This is a genomic window from Nocardia sp. CS682, assembly GCF_004634405.1.
GTDB classification, from domain to species: Bacteria; Actinomycetota; Actinomycetes; order Mycobacteriales; family Mycobacteriaceae; genus Nocardia; species Nocardia ninae.
This window is the reverse complement of sequence record NZ_CP029710.1, coordinates 808302-827887: the sequence shown is the minus strand read 5'-3', so window position 1 is coordinate 827887 and position 19586 is coordinate 808302. Positions and strand designations below refer to the sequence as shown.

The window sequence follows — 19586 nt, the reverse complement described above, 5'->3', positions numbered from 1 at the left end:
ATGAGCGTCGCCTACCGTGCGAGCTCTGAACGGAAGCGGGTGTGTTCATCGTGGGTAATATATTTCTCGCCGGAGTCGGCTGTGTGCTGCCGTCTGCCGTGCCTGCCGCCGAGGCGCTGGCGGCAGGCATCTGGACGAAACGCGACGCCATCGATACCGAACAACTCGCGGTCACTGTTGCGCAGGACAACCAGTACTCGCCCGACCTCGCGGTAGCGGCGGCACGCCTGGCACTCGGGCAGGCCGGGCACTCCCCGGCGAACATCGCTCTCGCGCTGCACTGCATGATGCTCACACCGGGCGGCCGACTCTGGCACGGTGCGCCCTATGTGCACCGACAGCTCGGTGCACCGACGGGCCGGTGCCTGGCCAGTGATCTCGACGCCGGATGCGACGGCATGCTTGTCGCCCTGGAACTCGCGTGCGCGTATCTCGAAGCCCGCGACGAGGACGCTCTCGCACTCATCACCGCGGGCGATTGCTGGCGCGAGCACGAGGTCGATCGTTGGCGTACATCGAACAATCCATTCGGTGACGGCGCCGCGGCTGCGGTTGTCTCGCGGGCGGGGGGTTTCGCGCGAATCGCGGGTATCGCGTCGTTCAGCGATCCTGAATTGGAGCCCATCGGACGGGGTATGGACCCGTTCTCGCCCGAGCGGGAAAAGCTTACCGGCCCGGTATATCTGCGTACGCGACACGAAGAGATCGTGGACGGCGAGCGCATTTGGAAGGCGGTCGCCGACGACGTCCGCGGGGCTGTTACCTCGGCAACCGGCCAGGCCGGTATCAGCTTGTCCGACATCGACTATGTGGTGTGTCCCTTTCTGGGGAAACAGTTGACGACGATGCAATTTCTCGATCCACTATCCCTCGATCTGACTATCACCCCATGGGAATTCTCGCGCCGCGTGGGACATATCGGCCCGGCGGATCCGATGGCGGGTTTGGACCATCTCATCAACACCGAGCGGGTCGGCTGGCGGTACATCCTCTTGCTGGCGCACGGGCTCGGCGGAACAACCACCGCGGTCGTCCTCGAATCCACCGGGTCCGGCCGCTGAGCGGTCGGCAGCGGCGAAGGGCTGCAGCATCCTTCGGGCAACACCTACTTTCTCGCGCATAGATCATTTGGCGACGGCAGCTGTATTCCCCACTCGTCATCTGGGGTTTCACCCAGCCGATGCCGCGGCTTAATCTCCGCCCATCGGGAATTAATCCGTCCCTTTGGAGGAGCCGATATGTCCCGTATTTTTCGTCGTTCGTGTCGGCGGGTTCGGCGTGGGCCGGGCTCGGCGGTTCGGCGGCGACCGGCCGACTCGATTCAGGTGCCCGGGGCCTCGTGCCGGGCGGCGTCCTGGGTGCGGGCGCGGCGGGCAGCGGGACAGGCGAAGTCCGCGTCGGGGACTGCGAACAACGTCGCGCCGCGCACTGCGGTGGCCGGCGGTTGTGCGAGAGACAAGGGAAGTCCATGAGCAGAGTACGCAATATTCTGGCATCTTTGACCGCGGTGACGGTGTGCGGTTTTTCGACGCTGGCCCTCAATCCGGCGACGGCGAGCGGCCAGGATGATTCGCCCTACTACTGGGAAGTTCCGGTGCCGACCCAGGCGCAGAAGGACATCATCGAGCAGGCTGGGATCGAAATGGTTCCGGCGGGTCCGGGGCAGGTGACGATCGCCGCGGACGAGGCGACCGCCAAGGCGCTGCGCGAACGCGGACTCAATCCGAAAAAGGGTGCGCCGGTTTACAAGTCGTTACCGCAGGAGCGAAAAGCCCCGGACCCGACGTATTACGGCGGTTATCACACCGCGGCGGACCTGCTCAAGCACGCCTCGGACGTGGCGGCCAAATACCCGGGCATCGCTCAGGTGCACGACATCGGGAAGAGCTGGAAGGCCGAACGAGGCACCGGCGGGCACACCATGAAGGTCATCTGCCTGACCGGAATCGCGAAGAAGGCCACCGATCAGGAGAAGGCCACGGCGAAGACGACGCTCGCGCCGAACGGCTGCGCGATGTCGCCCACCGCCTCGACCAAGCCGCGCTTCCTGCTGACCGCGCAGATCCACGCCCGCGAGCTGGCGACCGGCGAACTGGCCTGGAAGTGGATCGACTACCTCGCCAACGGCTACGGCACCGACAGCACGGCGACCTCGATCCTGGACACCACCGAGATCTGGGTGGTCCCGGTGACCAACCCGGACGGGGTCGACGTGACGGCCAGCGGCGGGAACCGGCCGAAGATGCAGCGTAAGAACGTCAACAACACCCAGACACCCGCGTCCTGCTCGGTCGTCGACGGGTCCGGCAACGGTCCGGGCGTCGATCTGAACCGCAATTTCACCGTCCGCTGGGGTGGCGCTTCGCGGAACGCCTGCTCGCAGACGTTCCAGGGTCCGCGCGCCGCCTCCGAACCGGAAACCCAAGCGGTACAGCGGCTTTACTCGAGCCTGTTCACCAATCAGCGCCCCGCGGGCAGCCGGGATGTCCCGGATACCGCCAAGGGAATCGTGATTGATCTGCATGCTTATGGTAATTACGGGATCATTCCGAGCGCCGCCACCACGAAAAATGCCGGCCAGTTGCGAGCATTGGCCAAGAAGATCGTTCCCGGGTTCATCGTCGGCACCTCCGAAGAGACCGTCGGATACTCGACCACCGGGACGACCGACGATCAGGCACACGGCGCATTGGGGCTGGCCTCCCTCACGATCGAAATCGGCCCGAACAATTCGTCGGCCTGTGGCGGCTTCATGCCCCGCTACTCCTGCGTGAACGACACCTTCTGGCCGCAGATCAAGCGGGCGTTCACCACCGCGGCGCAGTCCGCGGGCGCACCGTACAAGCAAACGCAACCGAGCCCCGCCGACAACCAAACACAGCAGAGTCCGGCAGGTAACTGATTCCATTCCGCGCGCCGACCTGGTCCCTGGTGGCCGGGTCGGCGCGCGGCTGCGCGTGCCAGGAACGGTGACGTTGGTAACTGGACAGATTCTTCCGAATGTAAACCTGATAGCTTGTGCTGGCCATGCTTGCGCCACGCGGGCGATCGCTGTCCGGTAGTCGAATTCCGGTCATGATCTCACCGCCGATGTAAGGGCGGTATCGCAATGACCAACAACCGCTTGTCATTTCGGTCCCGGTGGCAATACCGGGTCGATTACCACTGGGTGGTCGATTTTCTCGAATACCATTCCGTACTCGGCCGGATAAAGGTCATGATCGGCGCGGGTGGTCTGCTGATGCTGGTGAACGCCACGCTGATGGCCATCTCGCCCGCCGGTGTGCACGGCAGGGCCGGTATCGCGGTGACCATGCTGTCCGCCGTTATCGGCGGCTTGTGGGCGGTGCGCTGGTGGGCGCTGCCGTGGCCGCGCGAGTCCGAATCGCTGGCCTGGATCGCCGTCATCGACGTCGTCACCACCGCCGACAGCATGCTCGTCCAGGATCGTGTGCTGGGCGCCCTCGGGGTCATCATGCTGGTCGCGACGGGCACCTATGTGGCGGTCTTCCACAGTCCGCGGATCCTGGCCCTGAGCCTCGGCTGGTCGTTGCTGTCGATCCTGGTGCTGTCGGCGACGATGGTGCTCGGCACCGGACGCTGGCGCGGTGATATCGCGCTCGGCATCGCGGTCGTGGTGGCCAATCTTGCGGTGATCGGTGTGGTGCTGCCGACCGTGCAGCTCTCGCACTGGCTGCTGCGGATGGACGCGCTATCCGATCCGCTCACCAGACTGCTGAACCGGCGCGGCCTGGACTCGCACTGGTCGGAGCGCGCCGGATGGGCCGGGCGCCCAACGGGTTACGCGATCGCGCTGGACCTGGACCGGTTCAAAACCGTGAACGATACGTTCGGCCATCCGTTCGGCGACGAGGTCTTGCAGCGGACCGCGGATCGGCTGCGATCGGTGGCCGATTCCGATGCCCTCATCGCGCGCACCGGTGGCGAGGAGTTCGCGGTGGTCGGCTGGGTGCGTGAGGTCCCCGCCGCCGTGGTCGCCGAGCGGCTGCGTGCCGCGATCGCGACGATGCCCGGCCTGCCGATCACCATCACCGCCAGCGTCGGCGCCGCAGTGTTCACGGCGTCCCGGACAAGCGAGCTGCCGCCGCATCAGCACGTCCTGCGCGCCGCTGATGCGGCGATGTATCGAGCAAAGCGACTGGGCGGCAACACTGTTGTCCTCGCCGAGGTAGGTCCGCCCGCTGAAGAGCCGGAGCCGAGCTGCTTCGTGCGGGCCGGCGCCGAGGTTTCCAGGCTTACTCGACCGCGACACGAGCAGCACCGCCGATCCTGACCTCGTACGGTCTACCCACGAGGAATGGATACAGCGATGACAGCAGCGTCCGACAACGTCAGGCCCGCGGCCGCGGTCGACAACGGTCGTGCCGGACCACCCGACGCCGCCGAGGTGGCGCAACTGAACGACCTGCTCGATCATGTCCGAGCCAACGCGCTGCGCCTGCAAGCCGACTTCGGTGTCCCGCCGAGCGTGCTGCGCATCCGCGCAGGGGAGGTCACGGTCGAGGCCGAGTGGCCGCAAGCCGCCGCGCCGGACCTGGGTGTCGCTGCGCACCAGCATGTTTCGAGCTCTATTGCGGGCGAAGGAGCGGTGGCGGTGGACGCGCGCCATCTCGTGCGCGCCCCTTCAGTCGGTGTGTTCTACCGGGCTCCCAAACCCGGCGCCGCGCCGTTCGTAGCCGTCGGCGACCATGTCGAGCCGAACACTCAGGTGGCGATCGTCGAAGTAATGAAGCTGATGATCCCGGTGCACGCCGGTGTCGCCGGACGGGTGGCGGAGGTGCTGGGCCCGGAGGGCGGTCCGGTCGAGTTCGACGAGCCGTTGTTCGCTGTCGAACCGGATGCGGCCACCGCCTGAACACTTCGTTCAGGCGGTGGCCGCCGGGGAGCTCAGGCAGGCACGATGGCGACGACGCGAGTCCAGCCCGCGCCTGCCCCGCCCACCGGTATCGGGAAACACGCGATCGTGAACCCGGTAGCGGTGGGCAGTTCTTCGAGATGTGCCAGCTTCTCCAGTTGCAGATATTCGCGTTGCCGCCCATAGATGTGGGCGGGCCACAGCGCGCGGGGGTCGCGGCTACGGCGGTACTCGTCGATCATCTGCCGCATCGGCCGGTCGAGACCCCACGCGTCGATGCCGATGACCCGAATGCCTTGCTCCACCAGGAATTGCGTGCCTTCGCCGCTGAGGCCCGGATAGTGGTCCAGGTAGGCCGCCGTACCCCAGAACCGGTCGGCACCGGTCCACAACAGCACGATCTCGCCTGGGGCCAGCACGTGGTCGATGCTGTCGAGCGCACCCGCCAGGTCCGCCGGGGTGATCGCCTCGCCCGCGGGCACGGCCCGCAGGTCCAGGCGAACGCCGGGACCGTAGCACCACTCGAGCGGCACCTGATCGATGCTCCGGGCCGGCTGCCCCGCACAGAGCGGACCGTAGTGCAGCGGTGCGTCCATGTGGGTTCCGGTGTGCGTGGTGAGCGTGACGGTCTCATTGGAGATCGCCATCCCGTCCGGAAAGTCCTCGGGCGCAAGGCCGAGCACGGTCGCGCCGCTGCGATGATCGAGCAGATCGATCTTCACCGGCGTCGCCTCGCTGGGCGCGTCCCGGACCACCACGCTCAGATCGATCAGCCGAGTCATGCTGCGGTCCCGGCCAATTCCGCGGTGATCCGCTCCGCCTCCGTCTTGACCGCGGCCAGATCGGCGACGCTGTTGCGCTCGACCGCGGCCTGCAACATCTCGTCGGCCTCGGCGTAGGTGTACTTCCCGGCGACCTTGCCGTCGACGGGTTCGCGCGCCACGAAGTCGTGGGTCAGCACCAGTTGGGTGCGGTCGTCGTCCAGCGGCAGCGCCCGCCACTCGCCGCCCATGTGCCCCATCAGCGGCGCCTTCTCCAACTGCTGGTAGGCGATGACGTGCCGGTCGGCGTCGAGGTCGCGGCGGGAGACCCACGACTGGTTCGCTCCGCTCACCTCGACGACGAGCCGGGCGATCTGGTGCGTCGGCGACTCCTCCAGGATGGTGACCTGCTGGGTCGGCGGGAAGATTTTGGCGTAGCCCTCGACATCGGCCAGGACGCCCCAGACGACGTCGACCGGTGCCTCGACGGTGACTGTGTGCTCGGTGTGGTGCATGGTGGCTCCGTTCGTCGGTGTGCGGCGGGCGAGGAGATCCTCGTGGTTGGCGTAGGCGGCGTCGTAGGTGATCTTCGAGCGCCACTGGGAGATGAAGCCGTGGACGTGCGGCAGTTCGGAGAAGGTCCGCAGGTCCGCGATGGTCCGGCAGGAGAACTGCGCGATGGCGTCGGCGGTGACGCCCTGTGCGCCGTCGTCGACGGGCAGCCGAATGTGTGGGCCGTGGCCGAATTGTTCGATCAGGTCCGAACTTTCGGCGAGCGCGCGTAGTCCGGTGAAGAACTGGTCGCGGTCCTGTTCGCTGACCGAGTTCGCGAAACGGTAGATGATTGTGTGGATTATCAAGCGAGCCTCCGCTGGTCGAGTGCTGTCACGCTCGATCGTGCGCGGGCGGACTCGAGGTTCACTCGTACGTGGGTGGAAGCGGCGCGGCAGGCAGCGGCCCGGCCGGTCGACCACCACAACCCCTCACGCGCTGCGTACGGAGCGCTCCGTACGCAGCGCCGCGGTGGTCGGCCGGTCGAGGTGCCATCGGTCCTGCCGCACCGAACGCCGACGGTAGTCCCGCCGATACGCACCAATGGGTGCCTAACGACTTGGCAGGCTGAGATTCATGACGACGCCAGCCGATTCCCGGTACACCTCGTCCCAGGCCGCTGTCGCGGGCCGTTGCCCGCCGCGGCTGGTGGCCCCCCTGTTCGGCAACTCCTGGCTGACGGTCACGGCGTACGCGCTGCGCGACGGGCCGATGCGCACGGGACAGTTGCGCCGCAGGATCGGCGGCATCAGTCAGAAGATGCTCACCCAGACGCTGCGGCGGATGGAAGACATGGCCCTGGTCGAACGCCGGCGTTATCCGGAAGCCCCGCCGCGCGTCGAGTATCAGCTCACCGAGGCGGGGAAGGACTTGTTGCTTCCCGTTTTCGCGTTGGGTGCGTGGGCGCACCGCCACGGTGATGCGGTGCGCTCCGCGATGGCCGAACATCCCGCCGGGCGGTAAAGCCCGGCGGGATCGCTGTTAATAAGCCACCCGGTCCTCGGTCAGCAGTTCCTGCTGAATCGACTGGAGTTCCGAGGTCGGCCGCACACCCAATTCCGCGTCGAGTACCTGCCACAGATCGCGATACGCCGCCAGCGCCTCCGCCCGCCGCCCGCACTTGTGCAGCACCTTTATCAATTGGGCATGCAGATTTTCGTTGAGCGGATTCTCGGCCACCAGTAACCGAAGTTGCGGAATAAGTCCTCGGTAATTGCCTGTCCGCTGCTTGATTTCGATGTCTAGTTCGAGCGCCGTGAGTCGTACTTCTTTCAGATAGGTGACGTAGGCGTCGAGTACCTGGCCCTTCGGAATGCCGACCAGAAACGGCCCGCGCCACAATTTGCGGGTCACCTCCAAATGATCGATGACCGATTCCACATCACCGAGTGCGTACGCTTTTGTGGCCTTGTCGACGTGCGCGATGTATGCCCGCACGTCGACCGACTCGTCGGCCACCTCGATCGCGTACCCGGACGGCCTGGTGACCAGGATGTCCTTGCCGCCGGACAGCGCCGCGAACATCTTGCGGGCGTGGTAGACGTAGGTTTGCAGGGTGGTGAGCGCGCTGCGGGGCATGTCCTCGCCCCAGAGTTCCTCGATCAAGGAATCCACGCTCACCGTCTCGCCGTTCTGAATCAACAACAAGCCGAGTAGTTGGCTTATTTTCGATTGTGTCAACAGGATCGGCCCTTCGTCGGCGACGATTTCGAACTGGCCGAGCAGCTTGAACCTCATTTTCCATTCCCCCCCGGGGTGTCGGACATGCGTCAAGACGGTCAACGTCGCACTGGTCGTAGCTGACCGTTGAATGTGTTCGAACCAAGAGTACGTCGCGCCCCGGCCGCGACGGCTCCGAATGCTGACACCGGGTCGACAGAGGAATTATCGCTCGATTCAACCCGAATCGTGTCGCTCGAATGCTATCGCGACTATTCTCGGCACCCCAAGCCCAGACTTCTGTGGTCGGCACCTATGGGTGCTCAACGATAGCCTGAGTTTCACATTGCGATTCGGTCACATAATACCTATCGTCCGAAAGGCTCATGTCCTATTTATCTGATTCGTCAACGCAAACCGTGCCGCAATGCGGCAATCTGGTCGCGCACCATGCGTTGCGACACGGCGGCATGCGCGAGTCCGATCGACGCGTGGAAGGTACCGAGATAGTGCACGATCTCGGTTTTCACGCCGGCCTGAATCAAGCGGTGCGCGAAGGAAATTCCCTCGTCGCGCAGCGGGTCGTACTCGCAGACCCCGATGAACGCGGGCGGCAACCCGGAAAGGTCCGCGGCCCGCGCCGGTGCCGCGTACTCCGACGGCAGGCCGGCGCCGAGGTAGTGCCGCCAGCACAGCGTGAGCGCGGTGCGGTCGAGCATCGGCGTGTCCGCGAAGGACCGCGCGGAGACGGTGGCGAGGCGGTCGTCGAGCTGCGGAAACAGCAGGTACAGGAACGCGATTCGGGGGCCGTGCCGGTCGCGCGCGAGCAGCGCGACCCCCGCGGCCAGCCCGCCGCCCGCGCTGAAGCCGCCGACACCGATCCGGTGTGGTTCCACCCCTAGTTCCACTGCCCGGTCTGCGGTCCATTCCAGGGCCGCGTAACAGTCGTGTAGGCCGGCCGGGAACGGATGCTCCGGCGCGAGCCGGTACTCGGGCGACACCACGACCGCGCCGACCTGATCGGCGATCCGGGACGCGAAGGTCTGCGCGGTATCCAGATCTCCGGTCACGAAGCCACCCCAGTGCGGAAATATCAAGGCAGGCAGGGGTTCCGGCCGATCTACCGGGCGATAGATCCGCACGGTCACCGGTCCGGCGCCGGGTGGGCCCGGTATCGGCCGGTCCACGATCGTCACCCGGGACGCGGCCTCGTAGGCGGGCTGACGAGCCATCACCGCGCGCAGGGCGGCGCGGGCGGCTACCGGATCCGAGTAGTCGAGCGGTCGCAGCCGCGGCACGAACGGTGCCAGTTCCGGGTCGAAATCGTAAGTCACCGGCCTACTCCCGTCATTCGTCGCCACCGCAGCAGCCGCCGCCCGGCCCGGCCGGACGCGGCGGGCGCCACCGCATGCAGGGTCAGCCGATCGTCGGCCAGCTCGATGTCGCGGTGTTGCCGCGTCCCGATCAGATAGTCGTGCGAGCTGACCAACACCCGGTGGATCACCTGCCTGCCGGACAGCTCCCAGGTGCCCGCGTAGCCCATGAAGCCGTGGCCGGTGCCCGGCGAGCGCATCATGTTCACCGACATGTGGCCGTCGGCGGCGTAGAAGAGCAGGCCGCACGGGTCGGCGCCGAGCGGACCCTCGTGCACGCCGCCGTCGTCGTCGATACTGCGATAGGCCTCCAGCCACCAGGTACCGATGAGGTCGTCCGCGCGCATCCGCCTCACCCGCCGACCGAGGACGACGTCATCAGGATTTCGTCGACCAGCGCGGTGGTGTGCGTCGCCGACCGGAATCGCTCGTGGTCGAGCACCTCGGCGAGGAACGCCGCGGTGGTGCGCAGGTGTGGACCCGACATCCGGAATTCGTCCAGCGCGCAACGCATTCGGGCGATCGCGCCGTCGCGGTGCGGCGCCCACACGATCAACTTGGCGAGCAAGGAGTCGTAACTGGCCGGCACCACGTACCCCGGATAGACGTGGGTATCGACGCGCACGAAAGGGCCACCGGGCGGCACGAATTCGGTGATGGCGCCCGGCGCCGGGGCGAACCCGTGCGCGGGATCCTCGGCGTTGATCCGGCATTCGATGGCGCAGCCGGTGGGCACCACATCGGCCTGGGACAGGCCGAGCACGCCGCCAGAGGCGATGTCGAGCTGGGCGGCGACCAGATCGATGCCGGTGACCATCTCGGTCACCGGATGCTCGACCTGAATCCGGCAGTTGACCTCCATGAAGTAGTAGTTGCCGTCGGGCGCGAGCAGGAATTCGAAGGTGCCCGCGCCGACATAGCCCGCGGCCAGCGCCCCGTCCACCGCGGCGCGGCCCATCCGCTCCGCCAACCCGGTCGGCAGCTCGGGCGCCGGGCTTTCCTCGATCAGCTTCTGGTGTCTGCGCTGTACGGTGCAGTCGCGCTCGCCGAGGTACACGCCGTTGCCGTAGCTGTCGCAGAGCACCTGCACCTCCACGTGCCGGGTCTGCGGCAGGTATCGCTCCACGTAGACGCGGCCGTCCCCGAACAAGGCCTGGGCGACCGCCTGCGTGCGATGGAAGGCCTCGTCGAAGTGCTCGCCGTGCTCGACCACGGTCATGCCGCGCCCGCCACCGCCGGCGGACGCCTTGATGATGACCGGAAACCCGATGCGCGCGGCCAACTGCCGGGCCGACGCGTGATCCAGCGGCTCGATGCTGCCCGGCAGCAACGGAATTCCCACATCCGTCATCAACGCCCGCGCGGAGGACTTGTCGCCGAGCTTGTCCATCACCGACGCGGGCGGGCCGATCAGCGTGATGCCGAGCGACTCGCAGGCCTCGGCGAAATCCGCTGACTCGGACAGGAATCCGTAGCCGGGATGGATCGCGTCGGCGCCGGTCTGCTCGGCCGCCTGCAGCACGGCGGCGGCATTGAGATAGCTGCGGCCCGGGGGAGCGGGCCCGATCTGGACCGCCTCGTCGGCGAGACGGACCACCGATGACTCACGATCCGCGGTCGAATGCACCGCGACCGTGGCGACTCCGAGCTCGCGGCAGGCTCGGGCGACCCGCACCGCGATCTCTCCGCGATTGGCGATCAGTACCTTGGTGAACATTTCCTACCTCCGCCGGGCCCAGTCTTCGATGTCGGCCAGCTCCGTCTCGACCGCGACCGAGGCGCCGAAGCCGCGGAAGCGGGCCCGTCGTGCCAGCCGCAGCTGTGTCGGTGCCAGTGCGCCCAACTCGTTCAGCGCGGCGGTCAGTGCGGACCGGAGGGTTTCGGCGGCCCGGAGCGGGTCCGCGCCGACACCGCCGTCCGGCTCCGGCAACACACCGTCGACCACGCCGAGCCGCAGCAGTTCCCGCGCGTTGAGGCGCAACGCCTGTGCCGCCGCGGTGACGGCCGTGTCGTCCTTCCAGACGATGGCCGCGCACCCCTCGGGACTGATCACCGAGTACACGGCGTCGGAGAACATCAGCACGCGATTCGCGACCGCCAAGGCCAGCGCGCCGCCGCTGCCGCCCTCGCCGATGATGACGGCCACCACCGGCACCGACAGCGTGGCCATCAGCCGCAGGTTCTCCGCGATGGCCACCGCCTGGCCGCGCTCCTCGGCGTCGGCGCCGGGGTAGGCGCCCGGCGTATCGATGAGGGTCACGATCGGTACGCCGAGCTTGTCGGCCATGCGCATCAGTCGTGCCGCCTTGCGATAGCCGGCCGGGGAGGCCATGCCGAAGTTGCGCGCGGCCAATTCTGTTGGAGTGTGGCCTTTCTGGGTGGCCAGCACCATGACCGGCAGTCCGTCCAGGAGTGCCGTTCCGCCGATCAAGGCCGGGCACTCGCCGGAGATCCGGTCCCCGTGCAGCTCGCGGAAACCTTCGAAGGCATACCCGAGATAGTCCAGCGCGGTGGGTCGATCGAGTGAGCGCGCCTTGCGCACCTGGTCCCACGGATAGGCATGGGGCAGCTGATCCGGGTCGGTGACTATGGCGGACGAACGCTCGGAGCGCCGGGCAGGGAGCCGGGGTCTGTCACCGGAGCCGTTCAGTCGCAACAGGTTTCCCAGTTCGGCGCGCAATTGTGCTCTGGGCACGATCATGTCGATGAAGCCGCGCTCCAGCAGGAACTCGGCGGTCTGGAAGTCCGCCGGAAGCCGTTGCCGGATGGTCTGTTCGATGACCCGCCGTCCGGCGAACCCGAGGCGGGCGCCGGGCTCCGCGATGATGACGTCCCCGAGTGTCGCGAAGGAGGCCGCCACGCCGCCGAAGGTCGGATCCGCGATCAGCGAGACGCACAGCACGCCCGCCCGATCGAGGTCGCTCAGGGCGGCGCTCGTCTTCGCCATCTGCATCAGCGACAGCGCGCCCTCCTGCATCCGTGCGCCGCCCGAGGAGCTGACCAGCAGCAGCGGAATGCGTTCGGCCAGCGCGGTTTCGATGGCCAAGGTGATCAATTCACCGACGGCGGTGCCGAGGCTGCCGCCGAGAAACCGGAAGTCCATCACCGCCGCGATCACCGGTTGGTCGTCGATGGTCAGGCGCGCGCAGAGCACCGCCTCCGCCATCCCGGTCTGCGCCTGGGCCCGGGACAACCGCTGCCAGTAGGGCACCGTGTCGACGAAGCCGAGCGGGTCGGTATTGGTCATCTCGAACGGCAGCAACGTGAATCGGCCGTCGTCGGCCAGCTGCGTCAGCCGCTCGCGAGCGGTGACCGGCAGATGCGCGGCACACTCGGGGCACACATGGAGGTTGCGGCGCAACCGCCTGCCGTAGATCGGTGTCTTGCAGGCGCGGCACAGCACCCACTCGACGTCGGCCGCCGGATCAGGTTCGGCGACAGCGGGGTTCAGGACAGTTTCGGTCATCGTGATTCCTCAGGGTTGTCGATCACCTGATGGGAGAAGGCGATCGCGGCCGACTCGACCTGCAACGCCTGATGCCCGGCCACCGAGTTGATGTCGCGCCAGAAGCGCTGTACCGGATGACCCGAGGCCTGGCCGCTGGTGCCGACCGCGCGCAGCAGCCGGTTGGCGACGCCGACGAGCATGTCGGTCGCCACCGCCACGTCGCGCCAGTTCCGCATGGTGTCGTAGGTCGTGATCGGTGGGGCGTCGGCGGTCGCCGCCGCGCGACCGAGCAGCAGTTCGGCCGCCTCGATCTCGGCGGCGGCGCGGGCCAGCGTGACGTCGTGGGTGGTGCGGTTGAACGTCGGCATGCCGGGCAGGGCCGGCTTCGGCTGGTTCGCGGCGGCGCGGATCTTCGGGGTGACGTGGTCGAGCCAGCCCTGCAGCGCGCCCTTCGCCGCACCGAGCACGGGGTCGGCGAACATCATGGTGGTGGCCTGCATGGGGACCGAATGACACGGCGCGGCAGAGTCGTTCGCGCGCCCGGCGAACAGCTCGGCGCGCCCGATGGTGCGCGCCTCGGGGACGAAGACATCCTCGACGATCACCATATTGCTGCCGGTCGCCGCCATCCCCATGTTGCGCCAGGTGTCCACGGTCCGCATCGCGGCGCGGGGCACGGCGAGCACCCTGGGCTCCGGCTCGCCCTCGCGCGGCACCAGCGCCGTGAGCATGCCCCAATCGGCGTAGTCGATCGCGCTCACGAACGGCCAGTTGCCCGACAGTCGATAACCGCCGGGGACGGGTTCGGCGGTGCCGGAGGGCGACAATGCCGCTACCAGTAGCGCATCCGGTCCGTCGGCCCAGATCTCCCGGTATCCCGCGGTGGGCAGGTGCGCCGCCATCCGCGAGGTGTGTGCGGCCAGCGAGGCGCACCATGCGGTCGCGGTGCAGCCGGTGCCCAGCGTGGCGACCGCCCGGCCGAGCTCGGCGAAGGTGCCCATTGTGCCGCCGCACTCGGCGGGCACGAAGTGCCGCGGAAAGCCCGCGACGACAAAGGATTTCACCACGTCGGGAGCCAAGCGCCGATTCGCCTCGGCGGTCGTGGCTTCGGCGGCCGCCACGGCCGCGACGTCGTGCGCCGCCGACAGCAACAAGGTGGGGCTGTTCTCGGACTCGGACATGAATTCTCCTCGGCTCAGGGGTTGTTCGGTGGGCGTCGGTCCCGGTTCGCACCGACACCGACCGGCACATCGGAGACCACGGTCGCAGCGGCGAGTCGAGATCCGCTCGATGCCCGCTGGGGCACCCGGCACCAGCCGGATTCGACCGGAATCCGAGCGGGCACCGCGACGCTGAGCGTCATGAATCCGGCGATCACCGCGGCCGACGACGAGTTGCGTGCGTTTCTCGACCATGCGGAACTTCCAGCGATGCTGATGACCGTTGCCCACCTCACCGGCGACCTGTCCGTGCTGCGCGACGACCTGCGCGCACCGGGCTGGCTGTTCGCGCCGCAGGGTGGCCTGACCGACGCCCAGCAGGCGCAAGCCCGAGCGGTGGCCTTCGCGGCGTTACGGCGGCTGCGCGACGAGGGACCGCCCGCGGCACCGCCCGACCGGGCCCTGCTGCGGGCGATCACTACCTGGGCCATGGGCTCAGACACCTCGGAACTCATCGGACTGCTCAGCGAGGAGATCGCGCTACCCGAGCACGACCCGAAGGCGCCGCGCTGGACCGCTGCCGGCGCTGCCGGCCCGTTCAGCGTGGCGATCGTCGGCGCGGGTTTCAGCGGATTGCTCGCCGCGTACCGGCTCGCCCAGGCCGGCGTCGACTTCGTGATCTACGAGAAGAATCCCGAGGTCGGCGGCACCTGGTTCGAGAACTCCTACCCCGGCTGCCGCACCGACGTGGCCAGCCACCTGTACAACTATTCGTTTGCGCCCAAAGCTGATTGGCCCGAACACTTCTGCACGCGGGACGTGGTGCTGAACTACCTGCGCGACTTCGCCACCCAGCACGGCCTCACCGAGCACATCCGGTTCGCCACCGAGGTTCGCGACATGGCCTGGGACGACCGGGAAATGGTCTGGCAGCTGACCACAGGCGGTCCCGACGGCGACGAGTCCGTCCGGCACAACGCGGTGATCAGCGCCGTCGGCCAGCTCAATCGCCCGCGACTGCCGGACATCCCTGGCCGCGACGAATTCGCCGGACCGGCTTTCCATTCGGCGTCCTGGGATCATTCGGTGGACCTCACCGGCGCGCGGGTCGCGGTGATCGGCACCGGGGCGAGCGCCTATCAGCTGGTGCCCGCGCTCGCCGGCACGCCCGCGGAAATCACTGTGTTCCAGCGCAATCCGCCGTGGCTGCGGCCGACCCCGCACTATCACGACGCGCTGTCCGAAGGCGCGCAGTGGCTCTTCGCGCAGGTGCCGTATTACTTGCAGTGGTACCGCTTCTGGCTGTTCGCCCCGGGTCTGCGGGGGATTCTGGAGGGTTGGATCGTCGACGAGGACTATCCGCCGAGCGAGCACGCGGTGTCGGCGCGGAACGAGGAGTTGCGTGCGTCGTTGCTGCAATCGATGCAGGCTCAGCTCGACGATGCGCCCGAACTGCGGGACAAGGTGATCCCGAGGTATCCGGTCGGCGCCAAAAGAGTGCTGCGCGACAACGGTCGATGGTTGGCGACACTGAAACGACCCGATGTGCGGCTCGTGTGCGACCCGATCGAGCGGATCAGCTGCGCCGGAGTGGTCGCGAACGGCACCGAGTTCGAAGCCGATGTCATCATCTATGCCACCGGTTTTCGTGCGTCGGAGTTCCTGCTGCCGATGCGGGTCACCGGTCAGAGCGGGGTCGACCTGCACGAGATGTGGAACGGCCAGTCGCGGGCGTATCTCGGGATCACCGTGCCGCAGTTCCCGAATCTGTTCTGCCTGTACGGGCCGAACACCAATCTGGTCGGCCAGGGCGGCAGCATCGTGTACTTCTCCGAATGCGGCACGACCTACATCCTCGACGCGATCCGCTTGCTGCTGGCGAACGGCAAACGCGCGCTGACGGTCCGCAAAGACGTGCACGACGCCTACAACGCTCGGGTCGACAACGGCAATCGCAATCGCGCCTGGCAGCGGACGACAGTGGGCGGCTGGTACAACGAGAACGGCCGCTCGGCGGTCAACTGGCCGTTCACCGCCCGCGAATACTGGGCGCGCACCAAGCGGGTGAATCCGGCGGATTACGATCTCTGCTGATCGCAACCCGCCGGAACACCCATGTGGCCTAGTCGGGCAAGCGGATCGAGAAAGAATGCCGGAAAACGTCATTGGGGTCCCACGTGCACTTGGCGCGCTGCAACCGGTCGTAGTTGTCGCCGAACATGAAGGTCGGCCAGGCGACACCGGACTGGTTGTACCGGTCATCGAAGATATCCGGGTCCGGCGAGTTGATCTGGCAGCCTTCGTAGCGATCACCGGGCACCGGATATCCGCCGGTCGACGCGAACGTCTGACCGTAGATATCCCGGACCCAGTTGATGTGCATGTCGTCGTCGGCGGCCTCGGTCCAGTAGGCCTGGAACCAGGCGAAGAAGGCCGAATTCCGTTGGAAAACCGGCGTTTCCGTTGAACTGAACGAGTTGACCTTGCCGCCGGCGATCGCGCCGAGCTGCAGCACCGCCGCGCCGGGCGGCGGGGCCTGGTAGTCGGAGCGGGTCATGTTCCGGTAGATCGCCGCGATCTGCTCGTCGGTGAAGTTCTCCCGGAAGTAGGCCGCTTTGACCGTGCTGCGCAGCGTCGCGTTGGTCATCACCGTCGGATTGCTCGTGTCGACCGTCTCGGTGGAGGCCCACCAGCCCAGCCTGCGGCGGGGGAACGGGCCGGTGATGCCGGTGCCCGCGGTGACGGTAGCGAGGTAGTCGTCGAGCAGCTTCTCCGCACCGGGCACGGTGGCGTCGACCTGGGTGAGCATCCCGATGCCGCCGCCGGACACATGCCCCACGAAGATCATGCCCGCCAACTCCCGGCCGGGGGAGTCCGGATGCTTGTTGTCCACATGCCATTGCCCGTGATTGCGGAGCAGATTCGAGAACTTCTCCTCGTCCAGTACCGCCCACGGAATGAACTGCGTGTGGATGAGAACTTCCGTAGGTGGTTGGGGCAGTTGCATCTCCGGATCGTCGCCGAAGGCGTCGCGCGAACGGAACCAGAACCGGGTGATCACGCCGAAGCTGCCACCGCCGCCGCCCGAACACGCCCACCAGAGATCGTTCAGCGCGCCGGTGTCGTCGCGGCAGGCGACCACCGCCCTGGCGCAGCCGTCGGCGTCGACCACGACGATCTCGACCGCCTCGATCAGATCACTGACATTGCCGTGCAGGCGGGACAGCAGCCCGTGCCCGCCGCCGGTCGCGTGACCGGCGATACCGGTCGACGGACATACGCCGCCGGGCAGCGTGACACCCCAACCGCGGAACAGCGTTTCATAGATTTCCATGAGCAACGCGCCACTCTCGATCGCGAAAGCGCAGCGGTCCCGGTCGTAATAGATGGCGTTCATCTGCGACATGTCGAGAATGATCTCGGCTGCGGAGTGGTAAACGAGATCCCCATACGAATGGCCGCCGCCGCGAATGGATATTCTTTTGCCGGAGTCGACCGCCTCCTGTACAGCCCGCACGACCTGCTCGGTGTTACCGACCAGCCAGACCGATTCCGGTGCGGCGACGAACCTTCTGTTCCATCCGACGACCATTTGTGGATAACGTTTGCTGTCGGGCGTGATGATCACCGGCCCGAATTCCGTTGCAGTCGACGTAATTTCCTGCACAGCACCCTCCCGTAATGCTCGCATAAAACATCCGGCGCCCGGCCGATCGGTCGCGGACGCCAAGGCACAGAAAAGAAATCCATCCCCTTGCGGTGAGGTTATCGCCAGGCCGGGCGGGCGGACAATCGCTCGAAGGTACGGGTTCGGCTACTCGACCGGCTAGTTCTGCCTGCTGCGCGTAAGTGTGAGGATGGGAGGGCGAACAGGTTCGAACGTCGGCAAGGGAGGGCCATGCAATCGAACAGCACGACCGTGGTGGGGGCAGACGCGTTGACGCAGCAGAAGACGCTGGTCAGCGATTTCATCCGGCTGTTCTACAACGAGAAGAACTTCGACCGCGCCGCCGAACTGCTCAGACCGGATTTCGTCAACCATCATCCGGGCGTGGGAGTGGGGCGGCAGCGCACCGTGGATACCTTCCGCAAAGAGGTCGGTGATCCGTTTCCGGAGTTCACCTTGACGATTCGGCGGATGGTGGCCGAGGACGACCACGTATGGACGCACGGCCTGGTGCAGCTCGAGCCGGACGGCCCCGTCGCGATCGTGGTCGACATCTGGCGCATCGAGGACGGTTTGCTGGCCGAGAAATGGGACGTGCATCAGGGGGTGCCGGAGGGCTCCAGCGTCGCGGAGATGTTGTCGGACTGGCCGTCATGATCTAGGCAACGCCGCGGTCGGAAAGCCCAGCGATCGGGCGATGGCCGCGGCCTCACCGCGCGAACCCGCGTTGAGCTTCTTCAGGATCCGCGCCACGTGAAATTTCACCGTGTGCTCGCTGATGTGCAGGTCGTCGGCGATCGCACGATTGCGGTGCCCGAGCACGAGGTGGCGCAGCACGTCGACTTCGCGCGGATTCAGCGTGCTGCGCAGGTCGGAGCGCGGTATCTCGCGGACCAGCAGCGGCAGCCGGATGGTGACGGTGGCGCCCCAGCCGGGCACCGCGTCGAGCTCGAGCGACCCACCGAGCACGGCCACCCGATCGGTGACCCGGTGCGGGGTGAACGACTCGACGGTGAGCGTGCCCGGCCCGTCGTCGCGGATCGTCATCAGGAGTTCGGTGTCGGCCAGCTCCCAGCACACCCGGATCCGGCTGATCCCGTCCTGCGCGAGCATCGACAGGACGCAGCCGCGCGCGACCGTCCGCGCGATCTCGGTGACATGCGAGGGAATGTGGCGCTGGCCGCCGTCGAACGCCGAGTATTCGAGGGTGACGGCGCCGTAGTGCGAGAGCATGCCGAGCATGTCCGACAGCCGGGTATAGGCCCGGTCGGCCCGCTCCTCGCCGAGGATGTCGGCGACGCGGTCGACGTCGTCGACCGAGCGGTGCCTGATGATCGCGGAGACCGCGATGTCGACGGCCGTCCGGCGGGCCGTCGCGTCGTCGAGGTCCCGGGCCCGCAGGGCGGCCAGCAGCGTGGACAGGGTGGCGGCGTGCTCGTCGGCGAGGTCGGCGATCGCGCGGACCCGATCGCCGCCGGCGAGTAGCCCCGAGGATTCGACGGGGGCGACGGTCTGGATCAAGTCGCGGATGCGTGCCGTGGTCAGGTCCCACAGCTGCTGCACCGTTTCAGTGGTCGCCGCGGGTGGCTCGACGTCGCCATCGGTGACGACCGCGAGCAACGCGCCCGCGGAGTTGGGCGGGGACGCCGCGAAGGCGAGCACGTCGCGCGGCGCACCGGCCAGCACCGCGCGCCCGAACCTCGGCGTGCCGACATCGACTTCCCGTGCCAGCGCCGACATTTCGGTCGTGCTGACGCACTCGGTGAGCTCGGCGTCGCCCGTCGCCCACAGCGGCGATTTCGGGCAGTCGCCGGTGAGCATGATCAGCGCGCGATGGTCGATCAGCTCCAGGAGAATCTTCGACAGGGTGGCCAGAATTCCGCTGAGTGGCGAACGCATCAATTCGTTCGCCGATGCCAAGGCCCTTGCCGAATTTCCCCAAGCCCCGCCTTCCATATGCCCGAGAATACGTCGCCCGGCCACGGGTGTCGCCGGTATCACCGAGCCGCGACCGAGCTGTGCTCGACCAGGACTCGAGCCGGGCCGCCCAGCATTACTCCAGACATCAACCCTGGAGAGAGGTCGTGTTG

The 19586-nt window shown here is 67.2% G+C and carries 17 protein-coding genes; 7 read left to right on the top strand and 10 right to left on the bottom strand.

The genetic code is table 11. The features are described 5' to 3' along the window. Positions 1-50: 50 nt before the first annotated feature. From DMB37_RS03550 to DMB37_RS03535, 4 genes are all read left to right on the top strand, one after another. Entirely contained in the window at positions 51-1061 is a 1011-nt protein-coding gene (locus DMB37_RS03550; RefSeq protein WP_135231438.1) for a ketoacyl-ACP synthase III family protein, read from the top strand. 119 nt (positions 1062-1180) lie between these two features. After that, a complete protein-coding gene (locus DMB37_RS03545) occupies positions 1181-2902 on the top strand; it encodes a M14 family zinc carboxypeptidase (protein ID WP_240772225.1) in 1722 nt (573 codons plus the stop codon). Positions 2903-3109: 207 nt separating this feature from the next. After that, a complete protein-coding gene (locus tag DMB37_RS03540) occupies positions 3110-4294 on the top strand; it encodes a diguanylate cyclase (RefSeq protein WP_135231437.1) in 1185 nt (394 codons plus the stop codon). Between the two features lie 36 nt (positions 4295-4330). Beyond that, positions 4331-4876, top strand: coding sequence for a biotin/lipoyl-containing protein (locus DMB37_RS03535; protein ID WP_135231436.1), 546 nt, complete (start codon positions 4331-4333; stop codon positions 4874-4876). A 32-nt stretch (positions 4877-4908) separates the two neighbouring features. Here DMB37_RS03535 and DMB37_RS03530 read toward each other — a convergent pair whose 3' ends face one another. Together DMB37_RS03530 and DMB37_RS03525 are read right to left on the bottom strand one after the other, a co-directional pair. Further along, entirely contained in the window at positions 4909-5658 is a 750-nt protein-coding gene (locus tag DMB37_RS03530; protein WP_135231435.1) for a cyclase family protein, read from the bottom strand. Then, entirely contained in the window at positions 5655-6497 is an 843-nt protein-coding gene (locus DMB37_RS03525; RefSeq protein ID WP_135231434.1) for an aromatase/cyclase, read from the bottom strand. Before DMB37_RS03525 ends, DMB37_RS03530 begins: the two co-directional genes overlap by 4 nt. Positions 6498-6765: 268 nt before the next feature. On the opposite strand from DMB37_RS03525, the gene DMB37_RS03520 reads away from it, so the two are divergent. Next, positions 6766-7152 carry a helix-turn-helix domain-containing protein gene (locus DMB37_RS03520; RefSeq protein WP_135231433.1) on the top strand — a complete coding sequence of 129 codons (387 nt, stop codon included), beginning with the start codon at positions 6766-6768 and terminating at the stop codon, positions 7150-7152. 18 nt (positions 7153-7170) lie between these two features. Here DMB37_RS03520 and DMB37_RS03515 read toward each other — a convergent pair whose 3' ends face one another. The 6 genes from DMB37_RS03515 to DMB37_RS03490 all read right to left on the bottom strand — a co-directional run bounded on the left by DMB37_RS03515 (position 7171) and on the right by DMB37_RS03490 (position 13850). Further along, positions 7171-7926, bottom strand: a complete 756-nt coding sequence (locus DMB37_RS03515) for an AfsR/SARP family transcriptional regulator (protein WP_135231432.1) — start codon at positions 7924-7926, stop codon at positions 7171-7173. Between the two features lie 329 nt (positions 7927-8255). Then, complete coding sequence (locus DMB37_RS03510) at positions 8256-9182, bottom strand: alpha/beta hydrolase (protein WP_135231431.1); 927 nt, start codon at positions 9180-9182, stop codon at positions 8256-8258. Next, positions 9179-9568 (bottom strand): lipocalin-like domain-containing protein, encoded by a 390-nt coding sequence (locus tag DMB37_RS03505; protein ID WP_135231430.1) that lies wholly within the window; start codon positions 9566-9568, stop codon positions 9179-9181. The genes DMB37_RS03510 and DMB37_RS03505 overlap by 4 nt, the downstream gene beginning before the upstream one ends. 5 nt (positions 9569-9573) lie before the next feature. Beyond that, entirely contained in the window at positions 9574-10938 is a 1365-nt protein-coding gene (locus DMB37_RS03500) for an acetyl/propionyl/methylcrotonyl-CoA carboxylase subunit alpha (protein WP_135231429.1), read from the bottom strand. A 3-nt stretch (positions 10939-10941) separates the two neighbouring features. Beyond that, a complete protein-coding gene (gene accD, locus DMB37_RS03495) occupies positions 10942-12687 on the bottom strand; it encodes an acetyl-CoA carboxylase, carboxyltransferase subunit beta (protein WP_135231428.1) in 1746 nt (581 codons plus the stop codon). After that, positions 12684-13850: an acyl-CoA dehydrogenase family protein gene (locus DMB37_RS03490; RefSeq protein ID WP_135231427.1), complete on the bottom strand. Its 1167-nt coding sequence runs from the start codon at positions 13848-13850 to the stop codon at positions 12684-12686. The genes accD and DMB37_RS03490 overlap by 4 nt, the downstream gene beginning before the upstream one ends. Before the next feature lie 180 nt (positions 13851-14030). Between DMB37_RS03490 and DMB37_RS03485 the strand changes: the two genes are divergently transcribed. Then, entirely contained in the window at positions 14031-15923 is a 1893-nt protein-coding gene (locus DMB37_RS03485; protein ID WP_305036217.1) for an NAD(P)/FAD-dependent oxidoreductase, read from the top strand. Between the two features lie 28 nt (positions 15924-15951). On the opposite strand, the gene DMB37_RS03480 is transcribed toward DMB37_RS03485, so the two are convergent. Further along, positions 15952-17457, bottom strand: coding sequence for an FAD-binding protein (locus DMB37_RS03480; RefSeq protein WP_135231426.1), 1506 nt, complete (start codon positions 17455-17457; stop codon positions 15952-15954). A gap of 270 nt (positions 17458-17727) precedes the next feature. Here DMB37_RS03480 and DMB37_RS03475 point away from each other — a divergent pair, with 270 nt between their 5' ends. Further along, positions 17728-18153, top strand: coding sequence for a nuclear transport factor 2 family protein (locus DMB37_RS03475; RefSeq protein ID WP_135231425.1), 426 nt, complete (start codon positions 17728-17730; stop codon positions 18151-18153). On the opposite strand, the gene DMB37_RS03470 is transcribed toward DMB37_RS03475, so the two are convergent. Further along, on the bottom strand, positions 18148-19395 hold the full coding sequence (locus DMB37_RS03470) for a LuxR C-terminal-related transcriptional regulator (protein WP_135231424.1): 1248 nt from the start codon (positions 19393-19395) through the stop codon (positions 18148-18150). The two genes, DMB37_RS03475 and DMB37_RS03470, sit on opposite strands and share 6 nt — an antisense overlap. Positions 19396-19586 lie beyond the last annotated feature (191 nt).